The 22368-nt window shown below is 57.4% G+C and carries 22 protein-coding genes; 11 read left to right on the top strand and 11 right to left on the bottom strand.

Annotated features, from left to right (window positions below):
* Positions 1-92 precede the first annotated feature (92 nt).
* Positions 93-1775, top strand: a complete 1683-nt coding sequence (locus RHM56_RS20100; protein ID WP_322235352.1) for a ShlB/FhaC/HecB family hemolysin secretion/activation protein — start codon at positions 93-95, stop codon at positions 1773-1775.
* Positions 1776-1960: 185 nt separating this feature from the next.
* On the opposite strand, the gene RHM56_RS20095 is transcribed toward RHM56_RS20100, so the two are convergent.
* Positions 1961-2356, bottom strand: a complete 396-nt coding sequence (locus RHM56_RS20095; RefSeq protein WP_322235349.1) for a response regulator — start codon at positions 2354-2356, stop codon at positions 1961-1963.
* A 26-nt stretch (positions 2357-2382) separates the two neighbouring features.
* Positions 2383-2601 carry a Flp family type IVb pilin gene (locus tag RHM56_RS20090; RefSeq protein WP_322235347.1) on the bottom strand — a complete coding sequence of 73 codons (219 nt, stop codon included), beginning with the start codon at positions 2599-2601 and terminating at the stop codon, positions 2383-2385.
* 335 nt (positions 2602-2936) lie between these two features.
* Here RHM56_RS20090 and cpaB point away from each other — a divergent pair, with 335 nt between their 5' ends.
* Genes cpaB through RHM56_RS20050 form a run of 8 tightly spaced genes read left to right on the top strand, consistent with a single transcriptional unit; the run spans position 2937 to position 10364 of the window.
* The gene (cpaB, locus tag RHM56_RS20085) at positions 2937-3872 is read left to right on the top strand and encodes a Flp pilus assembly protein CpaB (protein WP_322235344.1); all 936 of its coding nucleotides are present in this window, start codon (positions 2937-2939) and stop codon (positions 3870-3872) included.
* A gap of 26 nt (positions 3873-3898) precedes the next feature.
* Positions 3899-5125, top strand: a complete 1227-nt coding sequence (locus RHM56_RS20080; protein ID WP_322235342.1) for a type II and III secretion system protein family protein — start codon at positions 3899-3901, stop codon at positions 5123-5125.
* Positions 5122-6321 (top strand): pilus assembly protein, encoded by a 1200-nt coding sequence (locus RHM56_RS20075; RefSeq protein WP_322235339.1) that lies wholly within the window; start codon positions 5122-5124, stop codon positions 6319-6321. Before RHM56_RS20080 ends, RHM56_RS20075 begins: the two co-directional genes overlap by 4 nt.
* Positions 6318-7592, top strand: coding sequence for a CpaF family protein (locus RHM56_RS20070; protein WP_322235336.1), 1275 nt, complete (start codon positions 6318-6320; stop codon positions 7590-7592). The genes RHM56_RS20075 and RHM56_RS20070 overlap by 4 nt, the downstream gene beginning before the upstream one ends.
* Positions 7593-7602: 10 nt before the next feature.
* Positions 7603-8487, top strand: coding sequence for a type II secretion system F family protein (locus RHM56_RS20065; protein ID WP_322235334.1), 885 nt, complete (start codon positions 7603-7605; stop codon positions 8485-8487).
* A gap of 1 nt (position 8488) precedes the next feature.
* The gene (locus RHM56_RS20060; RefSeq protein WP_322235332.1) at positions 8489-9373 is read left to right on the top strand and encodes a type II secretion system F family protein; all 885 of its coding nucleotides are present in this window, start codon (positions 8489-8491) and stop codon (positions 9371-9373) included.
* 14 nt (positions 9374-9387) lie between these two features.
* The gene (locus RHM56_RS20055) at positions 9388-10080 is read left to right on the top strand and encodes a tetratricopeptide repeat protein (RefSeq protein WP_322235329.1); all 693 of its coding nucleotides are present in this window, start codon (positions 9388-9390) and stop codon (positions 10078-10080) included.
* 17 nt (positions 10081-10097) lie between these two features.
* Positions 10098-10364, top strand: coding sequence for a DUF3613 domain-containing protein (locus tag RHM56_RS20050; RefSeq protein WP_322235327.1), 267 nt, complete (start codon positions 10098-10100; stop codon positions 10362-10364).
* 226 nt (positions 10365-10590) lie between these two features.
* Here the strand turns inward: RHM56_RS20050 and RHM56_RS20045 are convergent, their stop codons facing one another.
* Both RHM56_RS20045 and RHM56_RS20040 read right to left on the bottom strand, forming a co-directional pair.
* Positions 10591-11370 (bottom strand): response regulator transcription factor, encoded by a 780-nt coding sequence (locus tag RHM56_RS20045; RefSeq protein WP_322235324.1) that lies wholly within the window; start codon positions 11368-11370, stop codon positions 10591-10593.
* A gap of 123 nt (positions 11371-11493) precedes the next feature.
* Entirely contained in the window at positions 11494-11967 is a 474-nt protein-coding gene (locus RHM56_RS20040; RefSeq protein WP_322235321.1) for a prepilin peptidase, read from the bottom strand.
* 71 nt (positions 11968-12038) lie between these two features.
* Here RHM56_RS20040 and RHM56_RS20035 point away from each other — a divergent pair, with 71 nt between their 5' ends.
* Entirely contained in the window at positions 12039-12485 is a 447-nt protein-coding gene (locus RHM56_RS20035; protein ID WP_322235318.1) for a TadE/TadG family type IV pilus assembly protein, read from the top strand.
* A complete protein-coding gene (locus tag RHM56_RS20030) occupies positions 12482-15238 on the top strand; it encodes a PAS domain-containing sensor histidine kinase (RefSeq protein ID WP_322235315.1) in 2757 nt (918 codons plus the stop codon). The genes RHM56_RS20035 and RHM56_RS20030 overlap by 4 nt, the downstream gene beginning before the upstream one ends.
* Here RHM56_RS20030 and RHM56_RS20025 read toward each other — a convergent pair.
* The 7 genes from RHM56_RS20025 to RHM56_RS19995 all read right to left on the bottom strand — a co-directional run bounded on the left by RHM56_RS20025 (position 15227) and on the right by RHM56_RS19995 (position 22252).
* On the bottom strand, positions 15227-17197 hold the full coding sequence (locus RHM56_RS20025; RefSeq protein ID WP_322235312.1) for a pilus assembly protein TadG-related protein: 1971 nt from the start codon (positions 17195-17197) through the stop codon (positions 15227-15229). The genes RHM56_RS20030 and RHM56_RS20025 overlap by 12 nt on opposite strands.
* 241 nt (positions 17198-17438) lie before the next feature.
* Complete coding sequence (locus RHM56_RS20020; protein ID WP_322235310.1) at positions 17439-18026, bottom strand: DUF4136 domain-containing protein; 588 nt, start codon at positions 18024-18026, stop codon at positions 17439-17441.
* 28 nt (positions 18027-18054) lie between these two features.
* A complete protein-coding gene (locus tag RHM56_RS20015) occupies positions 18055-18669 on the bottom strand; it encodes a DUF4136 domain-containing protein (protein WP_322241820.1) in 615 nt (204 codons plus the stop codon).
* A gap of 23 nt (positions 18670-18692) precedes the next feature.
* A complete protein-coding gene (locus RHM56_RS20010) occupies positions 18693-19442 on the bottom strand; it encodes a methyltransferase domain-containing protein (RefSeq protein WP_322235307.1) in 750 nt (249 codons plus the stop codon).
* A complete protein-coding gene (locus RHM56_RS20005) occupies positions 19439-19744 on the bottom strand; it encodes a MazG-like family protein (RefSeq protein ID WP_322235305.1) in 306 nt (101 codons plus the stop codon). Before RHM56_RS20005 ends, RHM56_RS20010 begins: the two co-directional genes overlap by 4 nt.
* 297 nt (positions 19745-20041) lie before the next feature.
* Positions 20042-20896, bottom strand: coding sequence for a MaoC family dehydratase (locus RHM56_RS20000; protein ID WP_322235303.1), 855 nt, complete (start codon positions 20894-20896; stop codon positions 20042-20044).
* A gap of 3 nt (positions 20897-20899) precedes the next feature.
* Complete coding sequence (locus tag RHM56_RS19995) at positions 20900-22252, bottom strand: 3-oxoacyl-ACP reductase (protein WP_322235300.1); 1353 nt, start codon at positions 22250-22252, stop codon at positions 20900-20902.
* Positions 22253-22368: the final 116 nt, after the last annotated feature.

The raw sequence follows: 22368 nt of genomic DNA, 5'->3' as shown, positions 1-22368 counted from the left end.
TCAGGTTGTAGGACTCCTATTTGGACAGCGTCACCGCCAGATGACTGACGCCCCAGATCGTTAAGCCGCTGAAGTTGACCATGGAGTGTCATATGCGAACGTACGTCCCTTTTTTACTCTTGGCATTGACCCCTTATGTGAGTGCCGACCCCCTTCCGCGTTACCTCAACAGCAACGACACCCTGCAATCTCTGCCAACGCCCAACTTGCCGGTGGATGCCTATCGCCCGCAAACGCCTGCGCTGGAATTGCCCAAGCCGGGTTCAGCCGAATCTCAACCTTTATTGATGGGCACCCAACTGACCATCCGCAAATTGCAGATTGAGGGCGGCACGGTGTACCCGCTGCAAGAGCTGGGTGCGGCTTATAAACCGTTGCTGGGCCATGAAATCACGCTGGGCGAATTGATTGAAGCCACGCGCAGCATCACCCAGCGTTACCAAACCGATGGCTACTTGTTGTCGTACGCGTTTTTACCCCCGCAGAACTTTGATCAAGGCCTGGTGCGTGTGGTGCTGGTCGAAGGGTATATCCGTGATTACAAGGTCGATGGCGATGTAGGGCGGGTCAAAGGGTTTATTGATGAACTGGTCGACAAGCTCAAGGGCGAGCGCCCGTTGACCCGCAAAACCTTTGATCGATATGCCACGCTGATGAGCCGGATTCCGGGGGTGACCTTGCAGGCGCAAGTGCCGCCGCCGGGTACCACTGATGGTGCGGCAACGCTGCAGGTCACTGCCAGTCGCAAACCGTTCACCACCAGCATGAGCCTCACTGAAGGCAGTCGTGACAGTACCCAGGCCCTGTTTGGCGTGAGCAGCAACTCGCAAACCGCCATGGCCGAGCAACTGACCTTGAGCGGATTGTTCCCGCCCGGCAACGACAAAGAGCACTACTACCGTCTCGATTACAGCCAATACCTCAACGCCGAAGGCACGCAGTTGAGCCTGTATGGCGCGCGCTATCGCAGTGATCCGGGCACCAACATTGCGACCAGTGATGGCTTTGAACTCAAGCCCCATCGCGAGAATGACCGTTTTTCGATTGGCGTCAGCCACCCGCTGATTGTCGCGCCGGATCAATGGCTAAGCGTCGCGGGCCGCTTGTACGGGGTCAATGACAAAACCGACTACGACGTGGTCGGGTATTCGCAGACCATCAGCGAGAAAACCAACGTACGGGCGCTGGCCTTTGAAGGTGACTGGCGCACGTCCACGGCCAGTCAGTTGCGTATTGTCAGTGCCGGTCTGTACCAAGGCATCAATGGAATGGGGGCCAAGACCGAGAGCAACTTGACCGGCAATCACTACGACCTGGACTTCTTTCGTTTGCGATTATCCGGCGTGCAGAGTGATACGTTCTTCGATAATTGGCAGGGTGTGATGTCGGGTGCGTTGTATTGGACAGACGACAGTTTGCCGGACAGCGAGCGGGCTGTTTTTGGTGGGCAAAACTTTGGTCGAGGTTATCCCGATGATCAGGCTTCAGGTGATAAAGGCTGGGGTGTGGCGTATGAACTCAACTACAGCTTTAATCGCGAGGGTGAGTGGGTAAAACTGTTACAGCCTTATGCCGCTCTGGACAGGGCTAAAACTTGGTTCAATGAACTTCCGCTTAAAGGCGCTGATATGTCATCCGCGGCTGTTGGGCTACGATTTGGCGATAAGCGTTATTACAACATTGCATTTGAAGTTGCCAAGCCACTGTCAGATATGGCATTGGACAGTTTTAACCGTCGACCACGCTATACCTTGAGTTTTAGTTATCAGCTGTAAACCGGTTTGAGCGCTATTGGGGTGTGACGGGTATTAAAGGGTGATGCCCGTCAGTTAGCAAACACTGTTGTACCTGTGGGAGCCTGGCTTGCCAGCGATACAGGCGATGCGGTTTTTCTGTCAAACCGCGTCGATACCTTCGCGAGCAAGCCCGCTCCCACAGGGGATTAGATCGTCGAGGGATATTAAACAGCGGGTGTCGGGAAGAGAGTGTCGAGGGTGTTAATCAGACGCACGTGATAGATGGGCTTGCGAAACAGGTCCAGGACCTGCAAACGCAACAGATCACTGACATCGTTCATGTCGGCGTGCCCCGATATGACGATGACCGGCAAATGCTGGCGCGAGGTGTGATTGCGCAGCAGCTGAATCAGCTTAATGCCGCTTTCTTCGGGCATGCGAAGGTCGGTGATGACCAGTGCAATGTCCGGGTGTTGGGTCAACTGCTGAAGGGCGAGTGTGACGGATGTTGCCGTGAAGCAACAAAAGTTCTCGCCCTCCAACAGTTCAGCCAACTCCAGCAGTGCATCTTCTTCGTCATCCACCAAGAGCAACTGTTGGCGTGTTGAGAAAGGAGGCATGCTAATGACTCGTAGGGATGAATTAATTAAGCTGTTTTCAATCCCGCCGTGATCTTGGTAAAAATACTGGTGACCTCTGTTTGCACGGCGGGTGATAGCCCTGCAATAACCACTGCTACCATCGCTGCAATAATGGCGTATTCAATACCCGAAGCACCTTCTGTTCGTTGAACAAACAGTTTGGCCTGGCGCGTCAGGAATACTTTGGTCGGAACATATACGCTAAGAACAGTATTTAAAAACATCTGACATCTCCTTGGTGCACCGGGGAGGGCACTGCGTCACTGTGATACTGCGTGGTTTCCATTTGCCATTACAGAATTGGCAATATTTAATGATTCAGCAACTGTAATAAGTAACTAATCAGAAAGTATTAATCCTAAAGAGTGCCGGGAAAAATGTGTGCTGAATCAAAGTAATCAGAATGTATTAAAGATTTTTAGTTCCACTAATGGCATTTTGATTTACCTGCGCTACTTTCAAATAGCAAAACGGTTGTAACAGCGTTGCCTGTTCATAACTGCCTGGGTGCGAGTGGGTCATTTATCTGCAGTACGCAGTGAAAAAGGGGAGTGTGTTTATGAACAATCGACGTAGTTTAATTCTTGCAGCCATCCTGTTTGTGGGCGCCATCGCCGCCGGCTACTGGGGGCTGGTGTTAAGCCGGCAACAACCGGTTGCCGCTGTGCCGATGACAGAGGTGGTTGAGCAAGGCGTGGCTGCCGTTGAGGACAAAACCCTCAAGCCCGTGGTTGTGCTCACCCGCGATGTGCCGCCCCATGTGGCGCTGACCGCCGATGACCTGACCGTTGAAAAATTGCACACCGCACCGATTGGCAGCTTCGCCTCGCTTGATCAGGCAGTGGGTCGCACGCCATGGCGCAGCCTGAGTGCAGGGACTTGGGTCAATGAGCAAAGTTTTGAAGTGGGTGGCCCATTGGCGCGGATGATTCGTCCTGACGAGCGCGCGCTGGCAGTCGCGATTGATGAAGTGATCGGCGCCGCCGGGCAATTAACGCCAGGCGATTACGTCGATGTTCTGTTGTTTTTGCGCCAGGACACGGCCAACCCGCAACAGTCCGCGCAGGTGGTGCTGCCAGCCGTGCGAGTGCTGAGTGTGGGTGATGAGATGGGCTTGACCAGCGACGGCCAACCGGCCAATCCCCCGCTGAATGCCGAAGAAGCTCTAAAGCAAACACAACGGCGCGTCGTTGCACGCACCGCAGTCCTGGCCGTTCCCGAACCGCTGCTTGATCAACTGATGCTTGCTACTCAGGCCGGTACTTTGCGCCTGGCCGTGCGCAGCGCCGAAGAGCAGCGCCTGAGCAAATACTGGGCAGGCGAAAAGGCGACATCGAACACTATCGATAACGCCAAGCGCAGCCTGTATCAGTTCAACCAGTTGTCCATGGTCAACCCGGTAAAAGCCCCGGTGCCCGGTAATTACGGCGCTCCTCGGCCACGCGGTATTGAAATTATTCGCGGCAATCAAGCGGCTAAGCAGCCTGGTCAATAAACTCCTGATCTACAAGGAAGTCCGCCATGAGCGAACGTCGCGTTGCACTGTACAAACGAGTTGCCTGGACATTGGTCTTGAGCAGTTTGCCCTTTGAAATGGCCTTGGCCGCCTCAAACAATTGCACCGCGCTCGGGCCGTTGCCTGCGGTATTGGAAGTGACCCAAGGCGCCCAGCAAGCACTGAATTCCCCCGTCAGTATTTCGCGCATCGCAGTGGGCGACCCCACCGTTGCCGATGTGCATGCCAACGGCAGCAATGACTTTTTGCTGACCGGTGTGGCGCCGGGCACCACCAGCCTGATGGTCTGGACGGCCTGCTCGAAGTCGCCGCGCCAGAGCATGGTGTTCGTCAAGGGTCGTGCGACTGATGGCTTTACCAGCACCTCATTGCCACCGTCTGCCGATGCGACATTGCCTAGCCAGGTGCAAACCGATATTCGTTTTGTTGAAGTCAGCCGTACCAAGTTGCAAGAAGCCAGCACCTCGATTTTCGGCATGGGCAAAGACTTTCTGTTCGGCTCGCCGGGCTCATTTATCAGCAATGCCGAGAGCGTGATTACCGGCGGCCCGGTGGCTAACGGCAAGTACTTCAACATTGGTTTTGGCGGAGGTCGGGTCAAGGCCATGATCAATGCGCTAGAAGGCAGTGGTTTTGCTTACACCCTGGCGCGTCCAAGTCTGGTTGCCCTGAGCGGGCAGAGTGCAACGTTTCTCGCGGGTGGCGAAGTGCCTATCCCGGTGCCCAGCAGTGGCAGCGATAACGTTTCCATCGAATACAAAGAGTTTGGTATTCGCCTCACGCTGACGCCGACGGTGATAGGGCGTGATCGGATCCTGCTCAAAGTGGCGCCCGAAGTCAGCGAACTGGATTACACCAACGCGGTGACGATTGCCGGTACTGCGGTGCCGGGGCTGAACATTCGACGTACCGATACCAGCATTTCTTTGGGCGATGGTGAGAGCTTCGTCATCAGTGGTTTGATCAGCTCGCGCAACAGTTCGCAGGTGAATAAATTTCCGGGGCTGGGCGACATTCCGGTACTCGGTGCGTTCTTTCGCGATTCGAACATCAGCCGCGAAGACAAAGAGCTGCTGATGATCGTGACCCCGCATCTGGTTCAGCCGCTGGCGGCCAATGCACAGTTGCCTAGTCTACCCGGCGAAAACCTGCGCAATTACGACCCTAACTGGTATCGCCTGTACTTCCTGGAAAACGGCAATTTCAACCGCCGTAGTGGGTTATCCCAATGAGCCAGAGCCTGAGCCAGACGTTTCTCGCGCTAACGCGCAACAACACGGACCTTGAGTGGTTACAAGGTGCGCTGGCGCCGCTGGGGCAAGTCGTGGGCGCCGGAAGCAGTAGCCTGGATGAGCTGCTGGCGTTGATTGACGTGACCTTCGCCGGGCTGGTGTTTGTGGGGCTGGACCGCGAAAAAGTGGTGTCGCAGTGCGCGCTGATTGAAGGTGCGCTGGAAGCCAAGCCGATGCTGGCCATTGTCGCGTTGGGCGACGGCATGGATAACCAGTTGGTATTAAATGCAATGCGTGCCGGGGCGCGAGACTTTGTCGCCTACGGCTCGCGTTCCAGTGAGGTGGCCGGGCTGGTTCGGCGCTTGAGCAAACGCTTGCCGCCTACGGTGCCGAATACCGAGCTGGGAGGCCTGACGGTGCTGTTCAGCGCGCAATGCAACGCCGATGGTGCATTGGTCGCCAGCCACTTGGGCCTGGAAGTGCAAAAGAGCGGGCAGAAAACCCTGTTTCTGGATTTGGGCATTCCGCGGGGTGACGGCCTGGCGTTGCTGGGCCTGGAAAGTTCGTTCTTTTTTGGCGATGCCCTGCGTCATTTGCGGCGTCTGGACAGCACCTTGATCGACAGTGCGTTTACCAGCGCACCTGGCGGCATGCGCGTGTTGGCCAACAGTGCCAACGATGAGCCGGTGGAACAGACCAGCGCCGCCGAGTTGTACATGTTGCTCAGCGCCTTGCGTCAGCACTTTCAACACATTGTGGTGAACCTCACGGGGCAACCGGACGGTGAGGCGTTACGTACCTTTGTCAGCCACTGCGACAAGTTGCTCTGGTACACCGATCAAAGTGTGCTCGATTGCCGACGCAATCTGGACGTGCTCAGCGTGTGGCGTGCCAAGGGCATGAAGCTCGATCACGCTGCTCTGGTGGTCGACCGTTACTTGCGCGGCGTTGCCCCTGATGCGGATGCGCTGGCCAAGAGTTTTGGTTTTCCGGTGGTGGCCACGTTACCGCTGAGCCCCGAGTTGCGGATCAATGCCAAGAATCAGGCAGTGACGCTGTATGAGTTGGCCCCGCGCGAGGCCCTGAGCCAAGGGTTGAAAAAAATCGGTGATCAGTTGGCGAAGCGATCGCAGTTGCCGGGTCAGTCTTCTGACGCATCCGGTAATTGGTTGAACCGCCTGTGGGGGTCGAAATGACCAATGAACAGTTATTCGGTTCTGGCTTGTACAAAGACGGGCACGCCGACCACGACGGCCTGAAACTGGTGCTGCACCGTTACATCATTGATGCCCTTGAGGAGAGCGGAAAAAATCTGCTGGAAGATTCGCGTCACGCTTTGTCGCAATTTGTGACGGATCGTGTGGCTGAATATGTATCGCGCCTGCACCTGGCCATATCGCGTTATGAGATGGAGCGGCTGGCTGAAGAGATCGTCGATGAACTGACCGGTTTCGGACCGCTTGAAGTGCTGCTGCGCGACCCGGCCGTGACCGAGATTCTGGTCAACGGCCCGCACCGGGTGTTTGTGGAACGTGCGGGGATTTTGAGCCAGAGCGATCTGCGTTTTATCGACGATCACCACGTTGAGCGGGTGATGCAACGCATTCTGGCGCCGCTCGGTCGGCGCCTGGATGAGTCGTCACCGATGGTCGATGCGCGCCTGCCGGATGGTAGCCGGGTCAATGCGATCATCCCGCCGATTGCGCTGGACGGCCCCTGTCTGTCGATTCGGAAATTTCGCAAGGATATGCTCAAAAGCAGCGACCTGGTGGCGATGCAAACCATCGATCAGGCGATCTACGAATTTTTCCAGGACGCGGTGGGCAAGCGTTGCAACATCTTGATCAGCGGCGGTACCGGTACCGGTAAAACCACGTTGCTGAACATCCTGAGTCAACTGATCAACCCGCATGAACGTCTGGTCACCATCGAAGACGTGGCTGAATTGCAATTGGCCCACCCGCACGTGGTGCGCCTCGAAACCCGCCCGCCGAATGCCGAAGGGCACGGTGAAGTCAAATCCAGCGACCTGATTCGAAACGCCCTGCGGATGCGTCCGGACCGCATCATCCTCGGCGAGATTCGGGGCGTTGAAGTGCTCGACGTGATGACCGCGATGAACACCGGTCACGATGGTTCGATGAGCACGGTGCACGCCAACACTGCACAAGATGCCTTGCTGCGTCTGGAAACCCTGGTCGGTTTGACCGGGCGGACGGTGGCAGAGAAAACCCTGCGCCAAATGATTTGCGCTGCGTTGGACGTGATCATCCAGCTGACGCGCATGCCGGATGGTCGGCGGTGTGTCAGTGAAGTGCTGGAGGTGGTCGGTGTGCGTGACGATGTGTACGTCACCAACACGCTGTTCCGCCTCGACAAGCGCACCGGCTTTGGCTTTATGCGCGAAGCGCAGAACCCGGCAGGCGACAAGTTACGTCGTGATCCGATTTTGAATGCCAACGGCTGAGGGGCTGAACATGACTCCCTCCTTAGTGCTTTTTACGATCAGTGTGTTGATGTTCGGGATGTCGATGAACCTGGCCTATCGCACGCTGCGTGACCCGGCGACCAATCGGGTGCTGGACCGCTTGAGCGAAGGCTTGCCGCAAACGGTAGAAAAAGCGCCAGGTATCGCATGGCTGGACCGGGCGTTTTTACAGGCCGGGCTGGCCCGTCCTTCGGAGCGCCTGGGGTTGTGGTTGAGCATTTGGCTGGGGGTTGCGCTGCTGGCGGGACTGCTCGGTGGCTGGGTGTTCTTGCTTGCGTTTGTGGTATTGCCGCCCGTGGTACTGAAATTGTTTGTCAGCTGGCGCTACCACCGCCGGGTGCGGCGCATGGTGTCGCAACTGCCACAATTGCTTGATCACTGCGTGCGCAGTTTGAAGGCTGGCCGCACCTTGTCCGATGCCGTGTTGACTGCCATCGACGCGGCCAATGAACCGCTCAAAAGCAGTATCAGCCGCGTGTCGCGCAACGTGCAGCTAGGGGTGAGCTTGCCTGAGGCGGTACAAGATTTTGCTGAGCTGTATGAGCGCGACGAATTTCGCATGTTCGCCCTGGGACTTAAGGTTAACCATCGTTATGGCGGCAATGCCAGTGAGCTGCTGACCAATCTGATGGTCCTGATTCGTGAGCGCGAACAAGGTGCCCGCAAGCTGAAAGCCATGACGGGTGAAACCCGTGTAACGGCGTGGGTGTTGGGCCTGTTGCCGGTGTTGGTGGTGGGCTATTTCATGCTCACCAACCCGGGCTACATGCTCAAAATGTGGCATGACCCGGGCGGTCAGCACATGTTGCTGATAGCACTTGGCATGCAACTATTGGGTAGTTTTGCGCTGTGGCGCATGGTGCGGAGCGTATGACATGGCCTATGTAATTTGCGCAGCGCTGCTGCTCGGCGTGCTGGGATTGCTGATCAACAACATGGTCCAGGACCGTATGCGCCAGCAGCGGGTGATACAACGCCTGGACGGTGACAAAACCGGGCCGAGCAAACTGCGTCTCTGGATGCGAGCGCTGGGTGACAGCAAATTTGGACAGCGCTCCGTTTCGCTGGACACCGAAACCCAGACACTGCTTAACCGTGTGGGTTGGCGTAACGCGAGCCAACGCTCGTTGTTTGCCGCGTTTCAGGTCGGCACGCCGGTCGCGTTCGCCGGGCTGGTGTTTTTAGGGCACGAGTTGTTCTTTCCGCGCTCGGGCAACCTGCTGGTTGTGCTGCTGTGCGCTTTGGCTGTGGGCTATCTGATACCCAAGCGAATGCTGGCTTACGTCGCAAAAAAGCGGCAGGAAGAAGTGGCGATAGAAGTGTCGACCTTCATCCCTTTGCTACGCATTTTGTTTGAGTCAGGCATGGCCGTTGAGCAGGCACTGCGGGTGCTGAGCACGGAGGGGCGGCAGTTGCTGCCGGTGCTCACTGGCGAGTTACGGCTGATTCTGTCCCGGGTCGACTCAGGGTTGGAGTTGAGCCAGGAACTGAGCAAAACCGCGAGCATGCTGGAAGTGGATGAGTTCAATGACACCTGCGTGATTCTTCAGCAATTGATTCAACAGGGGGGTGGCGCGATGAAGTCGTTGCAGACCCTTAAAGAGCTTCTCGATGACCGGCGCATGACCCGTATGGAGGAATACATCTCCAAAATGTCCGCGAAGATGTCGGTAGTGATGATGGCGTTTCTGTTCCCGGCGCTCATGATCGTTTTGGCCGGGCCGAGCTTTGTCGCTATCTCACGCGCGTTTACTTCTTGATCTGGAGTCTGTCTATGAAAGCCATCATCGCCGTCTGTGTGTTGTTGCTGTTGGGCGGGTGCGCGACCGGAGGCCAGAGCAATCCGCCGTGGCTGTCCATGACCGAAGGCAGTTGCGCCAAGTTGAGTGGCGATCAGGAGCTGTCGATGAACCTGGCAGACGACATGGCCAAGGAAGGCAAGTTGCACGCCAGCCTGGCCAACCTGCAAAGCCTGCCGGAGCGTTATGCCCAAGTGCAGTTGCGCAAGGCGCGGATTTATCGCCAGTTAGGGCGCCCGGAAGCCGGACCGTTGTATCGCGGACTGTTGGGGACCTGTTTGAGCGCAGAAGGTGATCATGGTCTGGGCCAACTGGCTGCAGGGCGAGGGGATAACACGTTGGCCGTGACCTACCTTGAGCGGGCGGCGCAGGCCGCACCCACCGATGACAAGATCCGCAATGACCTGGGGGTGGTGTACCTCAATCAACTGCGCCTCGACGAAGCACGTTTTGAGTTCTTGACCGCTTTGGAGCTCAAGCAGACAGACTCGTTGGCAGCGCTGAATCTGGTGACGTTGCTGATTTATCAGGACCAGTGGAAACAGGCCTCAGAACTGGTGACGCGTGCCGGGTTGACGCCTGAGCAGGTAGGTGATGCACAGGCAAGAGCACAAGCCCTTAAAACCCAGGCCCGGCCTGCCAGCAACCAGGTTGCTGCGATCAAATAATGCAGTGGAGGTGTGTCATGAAAGTGTCTATTCACGTGGGCGTGCTGCTGGCGGTATTGCCATTGAGTGCCCTGGCCATTCAGCCGGGGCCGGCGGCTCAGTCGCAGCAGGAAACCGAACGCTGGTTGCAGCTTCAGATCAATGGGCAGGCGAAGTCTGCGGTGACCCAGACGGCGACCCCGGCAGAACGCGAGCGCAGCCTGCAACGCTGGCTGGACAGCTACACGCATCCGATACCTGAGTACTACAAGCAGAGTGAAGGCGGTAAGGCCAAGCAGGAGTAAGGTCGCAGGAGTGGCTTAAGCACATTCGTAGCAGTTGCCGCAGGCTACGTCCGGCGACGTAGTCGTCGTAAAAACGGCTATCGCGATCTTTCAGGAGGATCAGGTATTCAGCATTTACGATCGTTTCGCAATCGCACGCAACCTCGCGAAGCTCGGCAGCTGCTACAGAGGTTTTTGGGCTGCGGCTAGCCACGCTCCAACAGGCTCTCGGAGCGTGGCTCAAGCGCTAGTGCGCGGTTTGCCGATGCTGCTGGCTAGCGGCGCTAGGAGACAACGCCAGGGCCAGTTGGGTGCGGTTATTCATGTGGGTCAGACGCAGCACTTGCGACACGTAGAGCTTGACCGTGTTCTCGGTAATGCCCAGGTCACAGGCGATCTGGTAGTTGGTCTGGCCTTTGCCCACGAGCTTGGCGACATCCAGTTGGCGCGGTGACAGCTGTTTGAATATGGGAGGGACCTGACCTTCGACTTGAGCCTGTTCAGGGGGTGGGGAAGGCACGGTTTGCGCGGGGCGCATCACGGACTCCATGTCGTGATAAAGGCCGTCGATCGATGCGGCTAAAAACTGCATTTTCTGATTCAGGTGGCCCAGATGTTCAGTTTTTTTACGCTCCTGCAAAACCGCGTCCTGACGTTTGATGCCCTCAAGCAACTCGTCCAGGTCGACCGGCTTTTGATAGTAGTCGGCAATACCGATGCGCAAGGCTTTGATCACGTCCTGTTTATCGGCTCGGCCGGTCAGCAGGATGCTTTCAAACAATCGGCGTTTACCGGCAATTTTCTGCAGGTGCTGAGTCAACTCGATACCGTTCATGTCGGGCATGTGCAGGTCACACAACACCAGACTGATCTCGGGATCGGCGACGAAAGCCGCAATTGCTTCACGGCTGGAAACGCAAGGCACACAGCGGTAACCGCTGCTTTCCAGAAATTCGCTGAGTTCTTCGACGATCAAAGGTTGGTCGTCGACCACTAGTACTTTTATTAGAGAGGTGAGCTTGTTCACGCGTTACTCCATGCCTGGCAAGCCAAATATTGGGCGTCCTTGACCATTCTTTTGAATGGGGGGGGGTTTTAAAACATAGACGTAGTTTCCCACGCTGTACATCAAATAAGTCCTACGTTCTGACTAGGGTATACACAAAGTCGTCACAGTGAAGCCAAAGAGTAGAAAAGGTGCAAAAGGCAATTTTTTTGACGTTTGCAGGGTAGGTTCCATGCCGTGAGGGTTAAGCCGTTGATTCAGCAAAGACCGAAATTTTGGCGCCAGCCAGTACCACAGTCCGGCACCAAGACCCGCGCCGATAAAGGTGCCCAGCAGCATCTGACGATCGGTTGCAAGCGCCAGGGCAATCAACAGTTTTACATCGCCCGCGCCCAGTTTGTTCAAGGCATAGCCGGGCAGGGTCAGGACTAATGCGATCAACAGCGCCCAGCCCCCTTCGCCTGCACTGGCGCCGAGCCAGGTGTGGCCGGTCCAGAGCATGTACAGCAGCGCCAGTGCCGCTGCGCCAAAGGTCAGGCTGTTGGCGATCTGGCGCTGGATGAGGTCTTGGGTGGCGCAGGCGATGAACCAAATGAACACAACAAGAAAGTGAATCACGTATTAAGCATCCCTTTTTTACGAATGATTCTATGATGATATTACGGTCGATTGGCAGGGTAGACGCAGTCATGAAAACAGGCCTTCCTCAGAAGCAAAAAGGTGCCGTCGCGATTGAGTTCGCGTTGGTATTTGTGATCTTTTTCGCAGTTCTCTACGGCGTTGTCAGCTACAGCTTGCCGTTGCTGCTGATGCAGTCATTCAACAACTCGACGGCTGAGGCCGTGCGGCGCAGCGTGGCTGTTGATCCGACGTCGCTAACGGACAAGGCTTACAAAGAGGCGGTGGAAAAGGTGGCGACTGACGTGTTGACGGACAAGCTGACCTGGGTGCCGTCTGCGGTGCGAGACTCGATCCAGAAAAAAGCGGAGTATGACCTCAACAACAAAATTCTGAAGGTGACGGTCAAGCTTCCGTCTACGGCATTGAGCAATATCATGCCGGTGCTCAAGCTGCCGGGTATCACGGTGCCCAGTTTGCCGGATGATTTACAGGCCCAGTCGAGTCTGCAACTTTGAATCGCGATGACGGGGTATTTGAGCGGTTACTGGGGCGGTCCAACGAACGCGTGCCTGCGTTTTCTGAGCCGCTGGCCCGTTCCGAAGCGGGTATTCAGTTGGTCCTTGATCATCAAGGGCGCGTATTGGAAACCCACGGCCTGCAACGTTATGGCCTGGCGCGGGGCCAGGGTCATGGAGCGCCACGCCTGTTGCTCGATTACATGGTGCCGGGCAGCACAATGGCGCTTGAAGGGGTACCGGCAGATTGGGTCGGGCAAAGCCTTGATCTCGATTTTCAATGCGTGGGCCTGCGGGTGGTACACACCCGTGGCTGGGTCCAGCCGCAGGCAGACGGCTGGCTCTTGCAACTGCTGGACATCAGCGATTTAAGGCTCGGCAGCCAGCAGGCCCGCAGCCGAGAGCAATGCACGCAATTAACCCTGCGGGTGGGCGAGCAACTGCGCCAATGCGGTTTCACGCGGTTGTCTGAAGTGGCAGATGAAGCGCTGCAAAACGTGGCCCAGCATGGACGCGTGCCTTGCATGGCGCTGGCCCTGCGCGATGAGTCTCAGCCCGGCTGGTACCTGTACAGCGCGTATCACGCGTTTGATGCTCCAAAGCTTTGGACGGCAGGGCAAATGCTGGGCGGTTTGTTCGACCCGCTTACCGGCTCGTCTCCCCAGCGGGTTGAGCGTGACGGCAACCCGCGGCTCAACGACCTGTTTGGCAATGCCGACGGTGTGCTGGTGCCGTATTACGATCAACAAGGGTTGTCGGCCTGGCTGCTGCTGGGGTTTTACCCGGCGTCGTTGCATGGCCCGCAGATGAGTGCGAGCGACTGGCTGCAAGTGTGCGCGGGTTTGGCCGGGCCGCTGCTGGACCGCTTGCGTGAGCAGCAACACCAGCAGCAACAAGTGCGCACGCACGCCCTGCAAGAACTACTGGGGACCGGCTGGTGGGAATGGTCCACGAGCCTTCAGCAGGTGCAGTTGGCTCCGCAGCTGGGTGCGAGCTTGCTGTCGACACAGGAGCCGCTGACACGTGATGCCTGGCTGGCGCTGTTTCATCCTGTTGATCGTGACGAACTGAACTACCGTTTCAATGAGTTGCTGGAACACGGCACCACGTTATTGTTCTGTGCGCGACTGCATCAGCCGCAGAGTGCCCAGACAGCGCCGTGGTACCGGGTTCAGGGCCAAGTGCTGGGTACCGGCCCGGAGCGGCGCATTGTGGGTTTCATGCTGGATGTCAGCGACATCAAACATCAGCAGCTACAGGCCGACGCCGCACACGCCCGGCTGAACAATTTAATCGCCAGCTCACCAGCGGTGATCTATGTGCAGCGGTATGAAGAAGGCGCGTTGCTGCCTGAGTTCTTCAGCGACAGCTTGCAGCCATTGCTCGGCTGGACGTTGGCCGAGAGCACGGGGGCCGAGCTGATCGAGTGGATTCACCCCGACGACCGCGAACAGTATTTTGAGCGCACCCGCCAACTGCTGCGAAATGGCAGCGCCCGCAGTCGCTATCGCCTGCGTGATCGAGGCGGCAATTATCACTGGCTGCTGGATGAAGCCAAATTATTGCGCGATGACGTGGGATTGCCGGTTGAAGCCGTCGGGCTGTGGCTGGACGTCACCGAAGCCACCGAGACGGCTGAACGGGTCAAGCGCAGTGAAGAGCGCTACCGGATTCTGGTCGAAGATTCCCCGGCAATGATTTGTCGTTACCAGCCGGATTTGACCCTGACCTTCGGTAACCAGCCGCTGGCCCACTACCTGGAATGCACCACCGAACAACTGGCGGGGATCAACCTGGGCAGTTGGCTCTCGGCCGAGCAGCGCGAAGCGTTTGTGCAGCGCATCTCAAAGTTAAGCCCGGAAAACCCGGTCAGTACGGCCGAAATCAGCTTGCAACTGCCGGGGCGTGAATACGCCTGGTGGGTGTGGTCGGATCGCGGCGTATTTGACGCCGAGGGCACGCTGTTGGAAATCCAGGCCGTGGGCCGAGACAACACCGAGGTGCGTCGCTCGCAACAGCAACTGACCCACAGCGCCAAAATGGCCACCCTGGGTGAAATGGCCACCGGCCTTGCCCATGAGATCAATCAGCCGCTGAACGTGATGCGCATGGCCATCGTCAATGTGCTCAAGCGCCTGAGCAACGGCGATGTACAGGTTGATTACCTGCAAGACAAACTCGCCCGCATAGACGCGCAAATCCAGCGTGCGGCGCGGGTGGTCGACCATATGCGGGTGTTCGGCCGCCGTTCTGAGGTCGAGCAGCAAGTGTTCAACCCGGTGCAAGCGCTGGAAGGGACGCTGGCCTTGCTCGGCGAAGGCTTGCGGGGCAAAGGTGTGGAGTTGCGCAGTGAAAGTCTGGAGAGCACCTTGCTGGTTCGCGGCCACGCCGACCAGTTGGAACAAGTGCTGATCAACTTGCTGGTCAACGCCCGTGATGCCCTGATGAGCAAGCGTGAAACCGACCGTGAGTTCCAGCCCTGGATTACCTTGAGCGCGCAAGCGTGCGGCAACTGCGTGCGCCTGTGGGTCGAAGACAACGCGGGGGGTATTGATCCGCGATTGCTGGAGCGGATCTTTGAACCATTCTTTACCACCAAGCCGATTGGGTTGGGCACCGGGCTGGGGTTGTCCGTGAGCTACGGCATTATCGACAACATGGGCGGGCGGTTAAGCGTCAGCAATACCGGGCACGGGGCCCGGTTTTGCGTGGAGTTGCCAGTGGTTGATCAGTCGGAGTTGTCAAAGGATTAGTTGAGGGCGTCCGCCTTGGTTGCAGGAGAGGTTGGCGCCCACATCTGCTACGGCAATGTTGACACCGAGCGCGGTCAGTAATGTGTTGAGGATTGGATTGACCAGCGAACCCAGAATGCCGTTCAAGACCGTTATGAGGCTCGACGTGAGCGTGTTGATCAATCCTGAGACGGCTTCAAGGAGGGAGCCTGTGACCGTTTTACCCGCGGGCGGGGTGTAAGACGTTGTGATGACGCTGCCAGACGCATTGGAGATTTGCAGCACATTGGCATTGGAGCCAAAGCTTTGATAAGTAGTGGCTTGTTTGACGCCAAGAAGATCAGGTGATGCGTAAAGTAAAGTCTTTTTGGAAGGTGCCACATCAGTATGAACTTTGAGGTTAAAACTGCCACCATCGCCATTGCCTGTTGAACAAAGAATTGCCAGTGCGCAGGTTTTCATGTTGATGTTGATGAGGTTGACAGGGGCAATGATGAGGCTGTTGGTAGTCACGTCTATCGGCGGAAAAGTACCTGTTTTCGGAGGTGCACCAATGCTGACTTTGGCTAATGCGGTATTGGCTTGGGCGGTCAGGGTTTTCGAGGTGTCACTGATGCAGCTGTAATCCGTGACGTAGCTATTGGCACTGGCGGCCTCAATATAAATGTCGATCTCGGATAAGAGGCTGAGTGAGGCGACTGACTTGCAATTGAGTAAGCACTCAACAGCGGCTATCAGATTAAGTTGTAAAACCTTGCCTACAATTTCTGCAACGGTGGATACCAAGCTGGTTAATAAATTGGTCAGCGGCTGCAGTGCATTGAGCAAGGGCAAACCGATTTGTATTCTGGTCTGTACTTGCGCGGTGCGAACCGATATTTGATTAGGGCCTGTGTAGTCCTTTTTGATTAATGCCGGGTTGCCGATCGCCGACAGTTGAGGGGGTTGAATGACCTTGGTGTAAACATCAATGTTAACGAGGTTAAGGGGGTTGATCGTCAGATGAGCCGATACGGCGCTCTTGCCGTTAGAGAGCTGAACAAGACCTTGTAAGAGATCAAATACTTTCAGATTTGCATCCAAGCCTGCACTTGGGGTTCCGTTTTTGATGTTGATTAAGTCGCCCAGTTTTAACACTTGTGTGCCATTGGTGAGTGCCACTAGATCTATGACGGCACCCAGTGCATTCACTGCGATATCAGCACCTGGTCCGTTTTTCTTTAATACGGTAACAGCCGCTTCCAGAAGTTGAGTGAGTTTGATATTGGTTTTGAGTAACTCGTCGTAGCTGCCAATACTGGGATTCAAGGAGATGAGTTGGTTGAGGTAACCGAGCAAATTAATATCGGTTGTTGCCAGCCCTTGCCATGACACGGCGCTGAGGTTTAATGAACCGCCCAAAAGCCCTCCGATCAAAGCATTAAGAATCGGAGATTTAGTGCTGTCGATATTGGCCAGTGTGCTGCGAATAGTCAGCATGGCCAATGGCGCCCCGCCAATAGTCCCCACTGCACTCGCTGTCAGATTGGTAGTGAGATCAATCCCTTTTTTTGTCAGCAAGTTCCACAGGCCCCCGGCCACGCTGGTGGGAACGGTGGTGGTCGCGATGACCCGGATGGCGCTGGATTGTGTGGCGTCGAGCTTGAAGGTGCGCAGGTTGTCACTGCCGGTCACCAGGGTGCCGCAGGTGGGGCTTATTTTTTGAGCACCGCCTGGCGCGAAGTTGTTGCGAGTGGCGCTGGCGTTGACGTAGGTCGTGGCGGTGCCATTGGCGCAACTGCCCCCTCGCGTGACCGCTTCGAGCGCAGCCATATCCGCCACCCGTTGCAGCTTGCGCTGCTCAAAGTACAGGCGACCGCTGTCGACCACCAATAACATAAAGAGCAGCACCATCCCGAGGGTGAGTGCCGCCATTAAACCAATTGCGCCGCGTTGTTGTTGCGGGGCCTTGAAATGCATGCCACGTAGTTGGGGAGACATCGAGCACTCCTGATGCTGGAACATTGCCCAGCGCTAACGCTCCAAAGTTTCAGCGAGTGTAGCCAAGAAGTGATCAGTGCGCTGGCAAGTTGCCAGTTTTAGAGGGGTTGTGTGAGCAACTAATCAAAAGTAGTCGATAAATGGTAGAGGGCGCTGTCTAAAAGACAACTGACTCACGAAAGTATTAATACATCCTGTTTATATACTTCGTGAGTAAGTTGCTACTCTAAAGTTGTATGGCTTACTTGGGTGGATAGTTGTTCAAGATTTTAGTCACCGCTTCGCGGATGGCCGCGCTGCGTTCTTGCGGTGTCGGGCTGTCGTTGAGGACTTTTTCAGCGCTGCCACGCCACACCAGCCTGCCGTCTTTGGCATCGGTCAGGTCGATCTGCAGGGTGCCGACCTGATAGATCACATTGCGGGTTTCGTTGTATGCCGCAGGGCCCCAATAACCTCCCCATGGGCCGCCCCCGTAAACGCCCCAAGGCCCGCCCCATGGACCGCCATAGCCGTAGTTAGTCACAACTTGTTCCTGGCGGTTGGCAACGATCAGGTAGGTTTGCACCAACAGGTCAGGCTTGCCGCCAGCAGCCACCGGGCGCAGGCCGCGTTGGTCCAGTTGGCTGCTCACAGCCTGAATAATCCGTTGCTCGGTCAGGTCACTTTTGAGCATCGGGTTATTCGGCTGGTATTGCACGGCAGGGTCTTTCCAGGCCCAGGTTCGGAACTGGGCGAAATCCACAGCAGGGTTGAAGTCGTGGCTAACCTGCATGCTTTCACAAGCACTGAGCAGCAGGGCCAATCCCAATAATGCAATGCGCCGTAACATGATGATTTCTCCGCTTGAACAATCAGTCTTAATGGGGAGGATAAGCCTGCACTGCCTTGTTCAGTGATTCGCGCAGGGCGTCACCGCGTTCGCTCAGGCTGCCTTTACTGCTGGTCTCTGCACTTGAACTCCAGACCGGTTGACCGGTTTTTCCGTCATACAAGTTGATGCGCACCACCATCACTTCAACTTCGTAGGTGCGCACCACCGGTACGTTGTTGTACATGCCGTACTGGTTGCCATAGCGGCCATAACGGTCGCCGTACATACCGCCATAACCATAGTCGTCCTGAACCTGGCGCAGACGTTTTTCTGTGTGCAAATCTGCGCTCACCAACAGGTCTGCCGGGCGGTTGGGCTGTACAGGCCGCAACCCGCGCTGGTCCAGGGCGTTGCTCACGGCTTCTGCGATTTGTGCCGAGTCAGCCCATGCCGAGCCTGCGGGCAGGCGGCCATTGAGCCAGGCCCAGCTTTGATAGCGGCCGTAGTCCCGTGGCGCTGCCGGGTAGGCGCTCAAGTCCAGGGTGTTGGCCGCCTGCGCCGGGGCGGGCTGCATCGGCAAGGAACTGGCGGTGTAAGGGTTGGGGCTTTGGCAGGCCCCCAATCCGAGGCTTAAAACGAGCAAGGCAACGCGGCGATACATCATGTACTCCTCGAACGGGTTGTTTAAACCGGGCGGCAAACCCAATGCAGATAACGTCCCAGCCCGGCAAACGCAGGATGGCGGCGATGGGCCAGTTCCATTTCAACCAGTGCTTGCAACTCGGCACGGGCTTGAAACTCCACCGGCATGTAGTCGTGAAACACCCGTACGCCGCTTTGCGTTTCAACGTGCCAGAGGCCTTCAAGCGCGGTCGCCAGCTCTCGCGGGTCGAGCGGTTGTTGCGGGGTGAGGCTCTGTTTTTCGCCCGCCATGTCGTTCTTGCGCATTTTGCGGAAGTGACCTTTGAGCAGGTTGCGATAGATCAGCGCGTCGCGGTTATAAAACGCCAGCGACAGCCAGCCGTCTTTGGCTGTCAGTTGGTGCAGCACGGGCAGAATCGCGTGAGGCTCGGCCAACCACTCCAGCACGGCATGGCACAGCACCAGGTCGTAGGGTTCGGTCAGTTGCCCCAGCAGTTCTTGCCACGGTGCCTGAATAAAAGTGCCGGTCTGGCCTGCCTCGGCAAAACGCTGACGCGCGCCTTCGAGCATCGGCGCCGCAGGTTCTGCCAGGGTGACGTCGTGACCTTGCTGAGCCAGCCACAGCGACATATGGCCAAGACCTGCGCCGATGTCCAGCACGCGCAACGGGCGCTGCGGCAATGACTCTTGAAGGTCGGCCTGAAGCACGGCCAGGCGAATGGCACCCTTGGCGCCGCCATAGATTTTCTCGGCGAAGCGGGTGGCCAGTTGATCGAAGTGACGGTCACTCATTGGTTGAAACGCCTTTCACTGTCGGCCAATTTGCTGCGCACCACTTCATTCATGTCCAGCCCCAATTCACTGCATAACAGCAGCAGATACAGCACGATGTCACCGACTTCTTGTCCGGCGTGGGCCAGTTTATCGGCGGGCAGTTGGCGTGATTGGTCTTCGCTGAGCCACTGAAAAATTTCCACCAGCTCGGCCATTTCGACACTGGCCGCCATGGCCAGGTTTTTCGGGCTGTGAAATTGTTTCCAGTCGTTGTTATCGCGAATGCGGTGCAGGCGTTGAGTGAGTTCGTCGAGGTTCATCGGGGGTGGGTTCTCCAGAAGGAGCAAAGCTTGCGGCTGAATAAGAATTGGTGCAAGTGAAAGGCATTGGGTACAGGCACATATCCCCTATGGGAGATTCTGGGGTGCGCTGCAAGCCGATTTCGTAGCAGTTGCCGAGCTTGCGAGGCTACGTCCGATTGCGAAGCGATCGTAAACCCTAAGTGCAGGATTTAACTGATACATCGCAGTGCTTGATTTTACGACTGCTGCGCAGCCGGACGCAGCCTCGCAAGCTCGGCAGCTGCTACGAATTTTCGCGCTCCCACAGATGATCCATTAACCAACGGGTCCCCACTGCCCGACCACATGCACCAAGTCCCCATGCCCGTTGAGCTGGAAGTCGCCACTGGAGCCCGCATCACTGCTCAGCAAAATGACTTCACTGGGCAGGCGTACCGGCTTTTTAAACGTCACATTGATCTCGATATTGGCCGCCGGTAAATGCGCGGTCAGCGCTGCCAACGCACGCGCCTTGAGCCAAAGCCCGTGGGCGATGGCGCTGGGCAGGCCAAAGAGCTTGGCGCTGGCGGCGCTTAGGTGGATGGGGTTGTAGTCGCCCGATACCTTGGCGTACTGGCGGCCAATATCGGCGGGGGCGTACCAGCGAGTCAGTTCGGTCAACGCCATCGGGGCTGGCGTCGCGCTCTGCGGCACGTCACCCGGCAGCTCGACGCCTTTGCACAGTAACGTACTGTCGGCTTCCCACAGTGGCCCAAGCAGGTCATCGACCTGAGTCACGACCTCGAACGTCGCGCCCTTGGGGTGTTTTTGCAAGTTGTGCACAAACACCCCGATGCGCAGTTGCGTCACGCCGCCCATGGGGCGCAAGACCCGAATCCGGTTGCTCAGATGAATCAGCCCGAGTAGCGGGAAGGGAAAGTCCTTGTCGGTCAGTAGCTGCATTTGCAGGCCAAAGGCTAAAACATGGGGATATGTCGGCGGCAACAGCGGGCTTGGCGCTAACCCGCAGACATCCCGAAAAGCCGCCAGCGACTCGGCTTGAACCTCGATCTGGCAGCGTAAACCCTGGTCCGGGAGGGTGTTGCCGGTGATTTTGCGCTTGGCCGCTGCGTGGGCGTACAGCGCAGGCAGAGACGGTGGGCTGTCGAGGTCGAGCCAATACACGGTCATGGCTTAGGCCCCCAGTACACTTTGGCCGCACACCCGCAGTGCTTGCCCGCTGATGGCGCCCGAACCCGGCTGGCTTAGCCAGGCCACGGCTTCGGCCACGTCTTGTGGCAAACCGCCCTGGCCCAGCGAACTCATGCGCCGCCCGGCTTCGCGCAGGGCAAACGGGATATGCGCGGTCATCTGGGTTTCGATAAATCCAGGTGCCACGGCGTTGATGCTGATGCCACGCTCGCCCAGCAGCGGCGCCCAGGCTTGAGCCAGACCGATCAGCCCGGCTTTGCTGGCCGCGTAGTTGGTTTGGCCACGATTGCCAGCGATACCGCTGATGGAGGCGAGCACAATCACCCGGCCGTTATCGCGCAGCGTGCCGTTGTCCAGCAGGGCTTTGGTCAGCACTTGGGGCGCGTTCAGATTGACCGCGAGCACCGCATCCCAGAACTCGGGTGTCATGTTGGCCAAGGTTTTGTCGCGGGTGATGCCCGCGTTGTGCACCACAATGTCGACGCCATCGGGCAGGTGTTCGATCAACTGAGCAGGCGCATCGGCGGCGCAAATATCCAGTGCAATGCTGCGCCCGCCCAAGCGTGCGGCGAGTGCATCGAGATCACTTTTGGCGGGTGGCACGTCGAGCAGGATGACCTCGGCGCCGTCGCGGGCCAGGGTCTCGGCAATCGAGGCGCCGATGCCGCGCGCCGCGCCCGTGACCAAGGCTTTGCGCCCGGCCAGTGGGCGTGTCCAGTCCGCCACCTGCGTCGCGCAAGGGCTCAGGCGCAACACTTGGCCACTGATGAGCGCGCTTTTCGGTGAGAGGAAAAACCGCAGCGCACCTTCGAGCTGATCGTCGGCACCTTCACCGACATACAACAGCTGCAACGTGCTGCCGCTGCGCAACTCTTTGGCCAGTGAGCGGCTAAACCCTTCAAGGGCGCGTTGGGCGCTGGCGGCAAAGGGATCGCGCTGGGTTTCGGGCGCTCGGCCCAAGATCACGATGTGCGCGCTGGGCCCAAGGCTGCGCAGCAGCGGCTGGAAGAACTCGCGCAATTGTTTGAGTTGATCGGTGTGCAGCAACTCGCTGGCATCAAACACCACGGCTTTGAGCTTGGGCCCCTGGCCAGGAATCCACGGGTTGGCCTCCCAGGGACCTGGGCCGTAGCCGAAAACGGCGTCGGTGAGTTTGCTGGCAAATCCGCCGACCTTGGCCGCCAGTGCGCCGCCGCCCAGCAACAGTGCGCCTTCTACCGGGCGCAGTCGGCCTGCTTGCCAGCGCTCCAGTCGTACCGGTGACGGCAGACCCAATGCACCCACCAGTCGATGGCCGATGGATGAGTTGGCAAAGTCGATATAACGGTCTGACATGGAACACTCTCCGACAGATGGGGTTCAAAGGGTTGACCACAAATACCTCATGGTCGTTCGTTATCAGCGATAAGGCCTACGCTTGTAACGATCAAAGACCTTGAAAGAATAGGGAA

This window comes from Pseudomonas sp. CCC3.1, assembly GCF_034347405.1.
Lineage (GTDB): Bacteria > Pseudomonadota > Gammaproteobacteria > Pseudomonadales > Pseudomonadaceae > Aquipseudomonas.
Note: the sequence above shows the minus strand (reverse complement) of the source record. Positions and strands in the feature narration are given on the sequence as shown.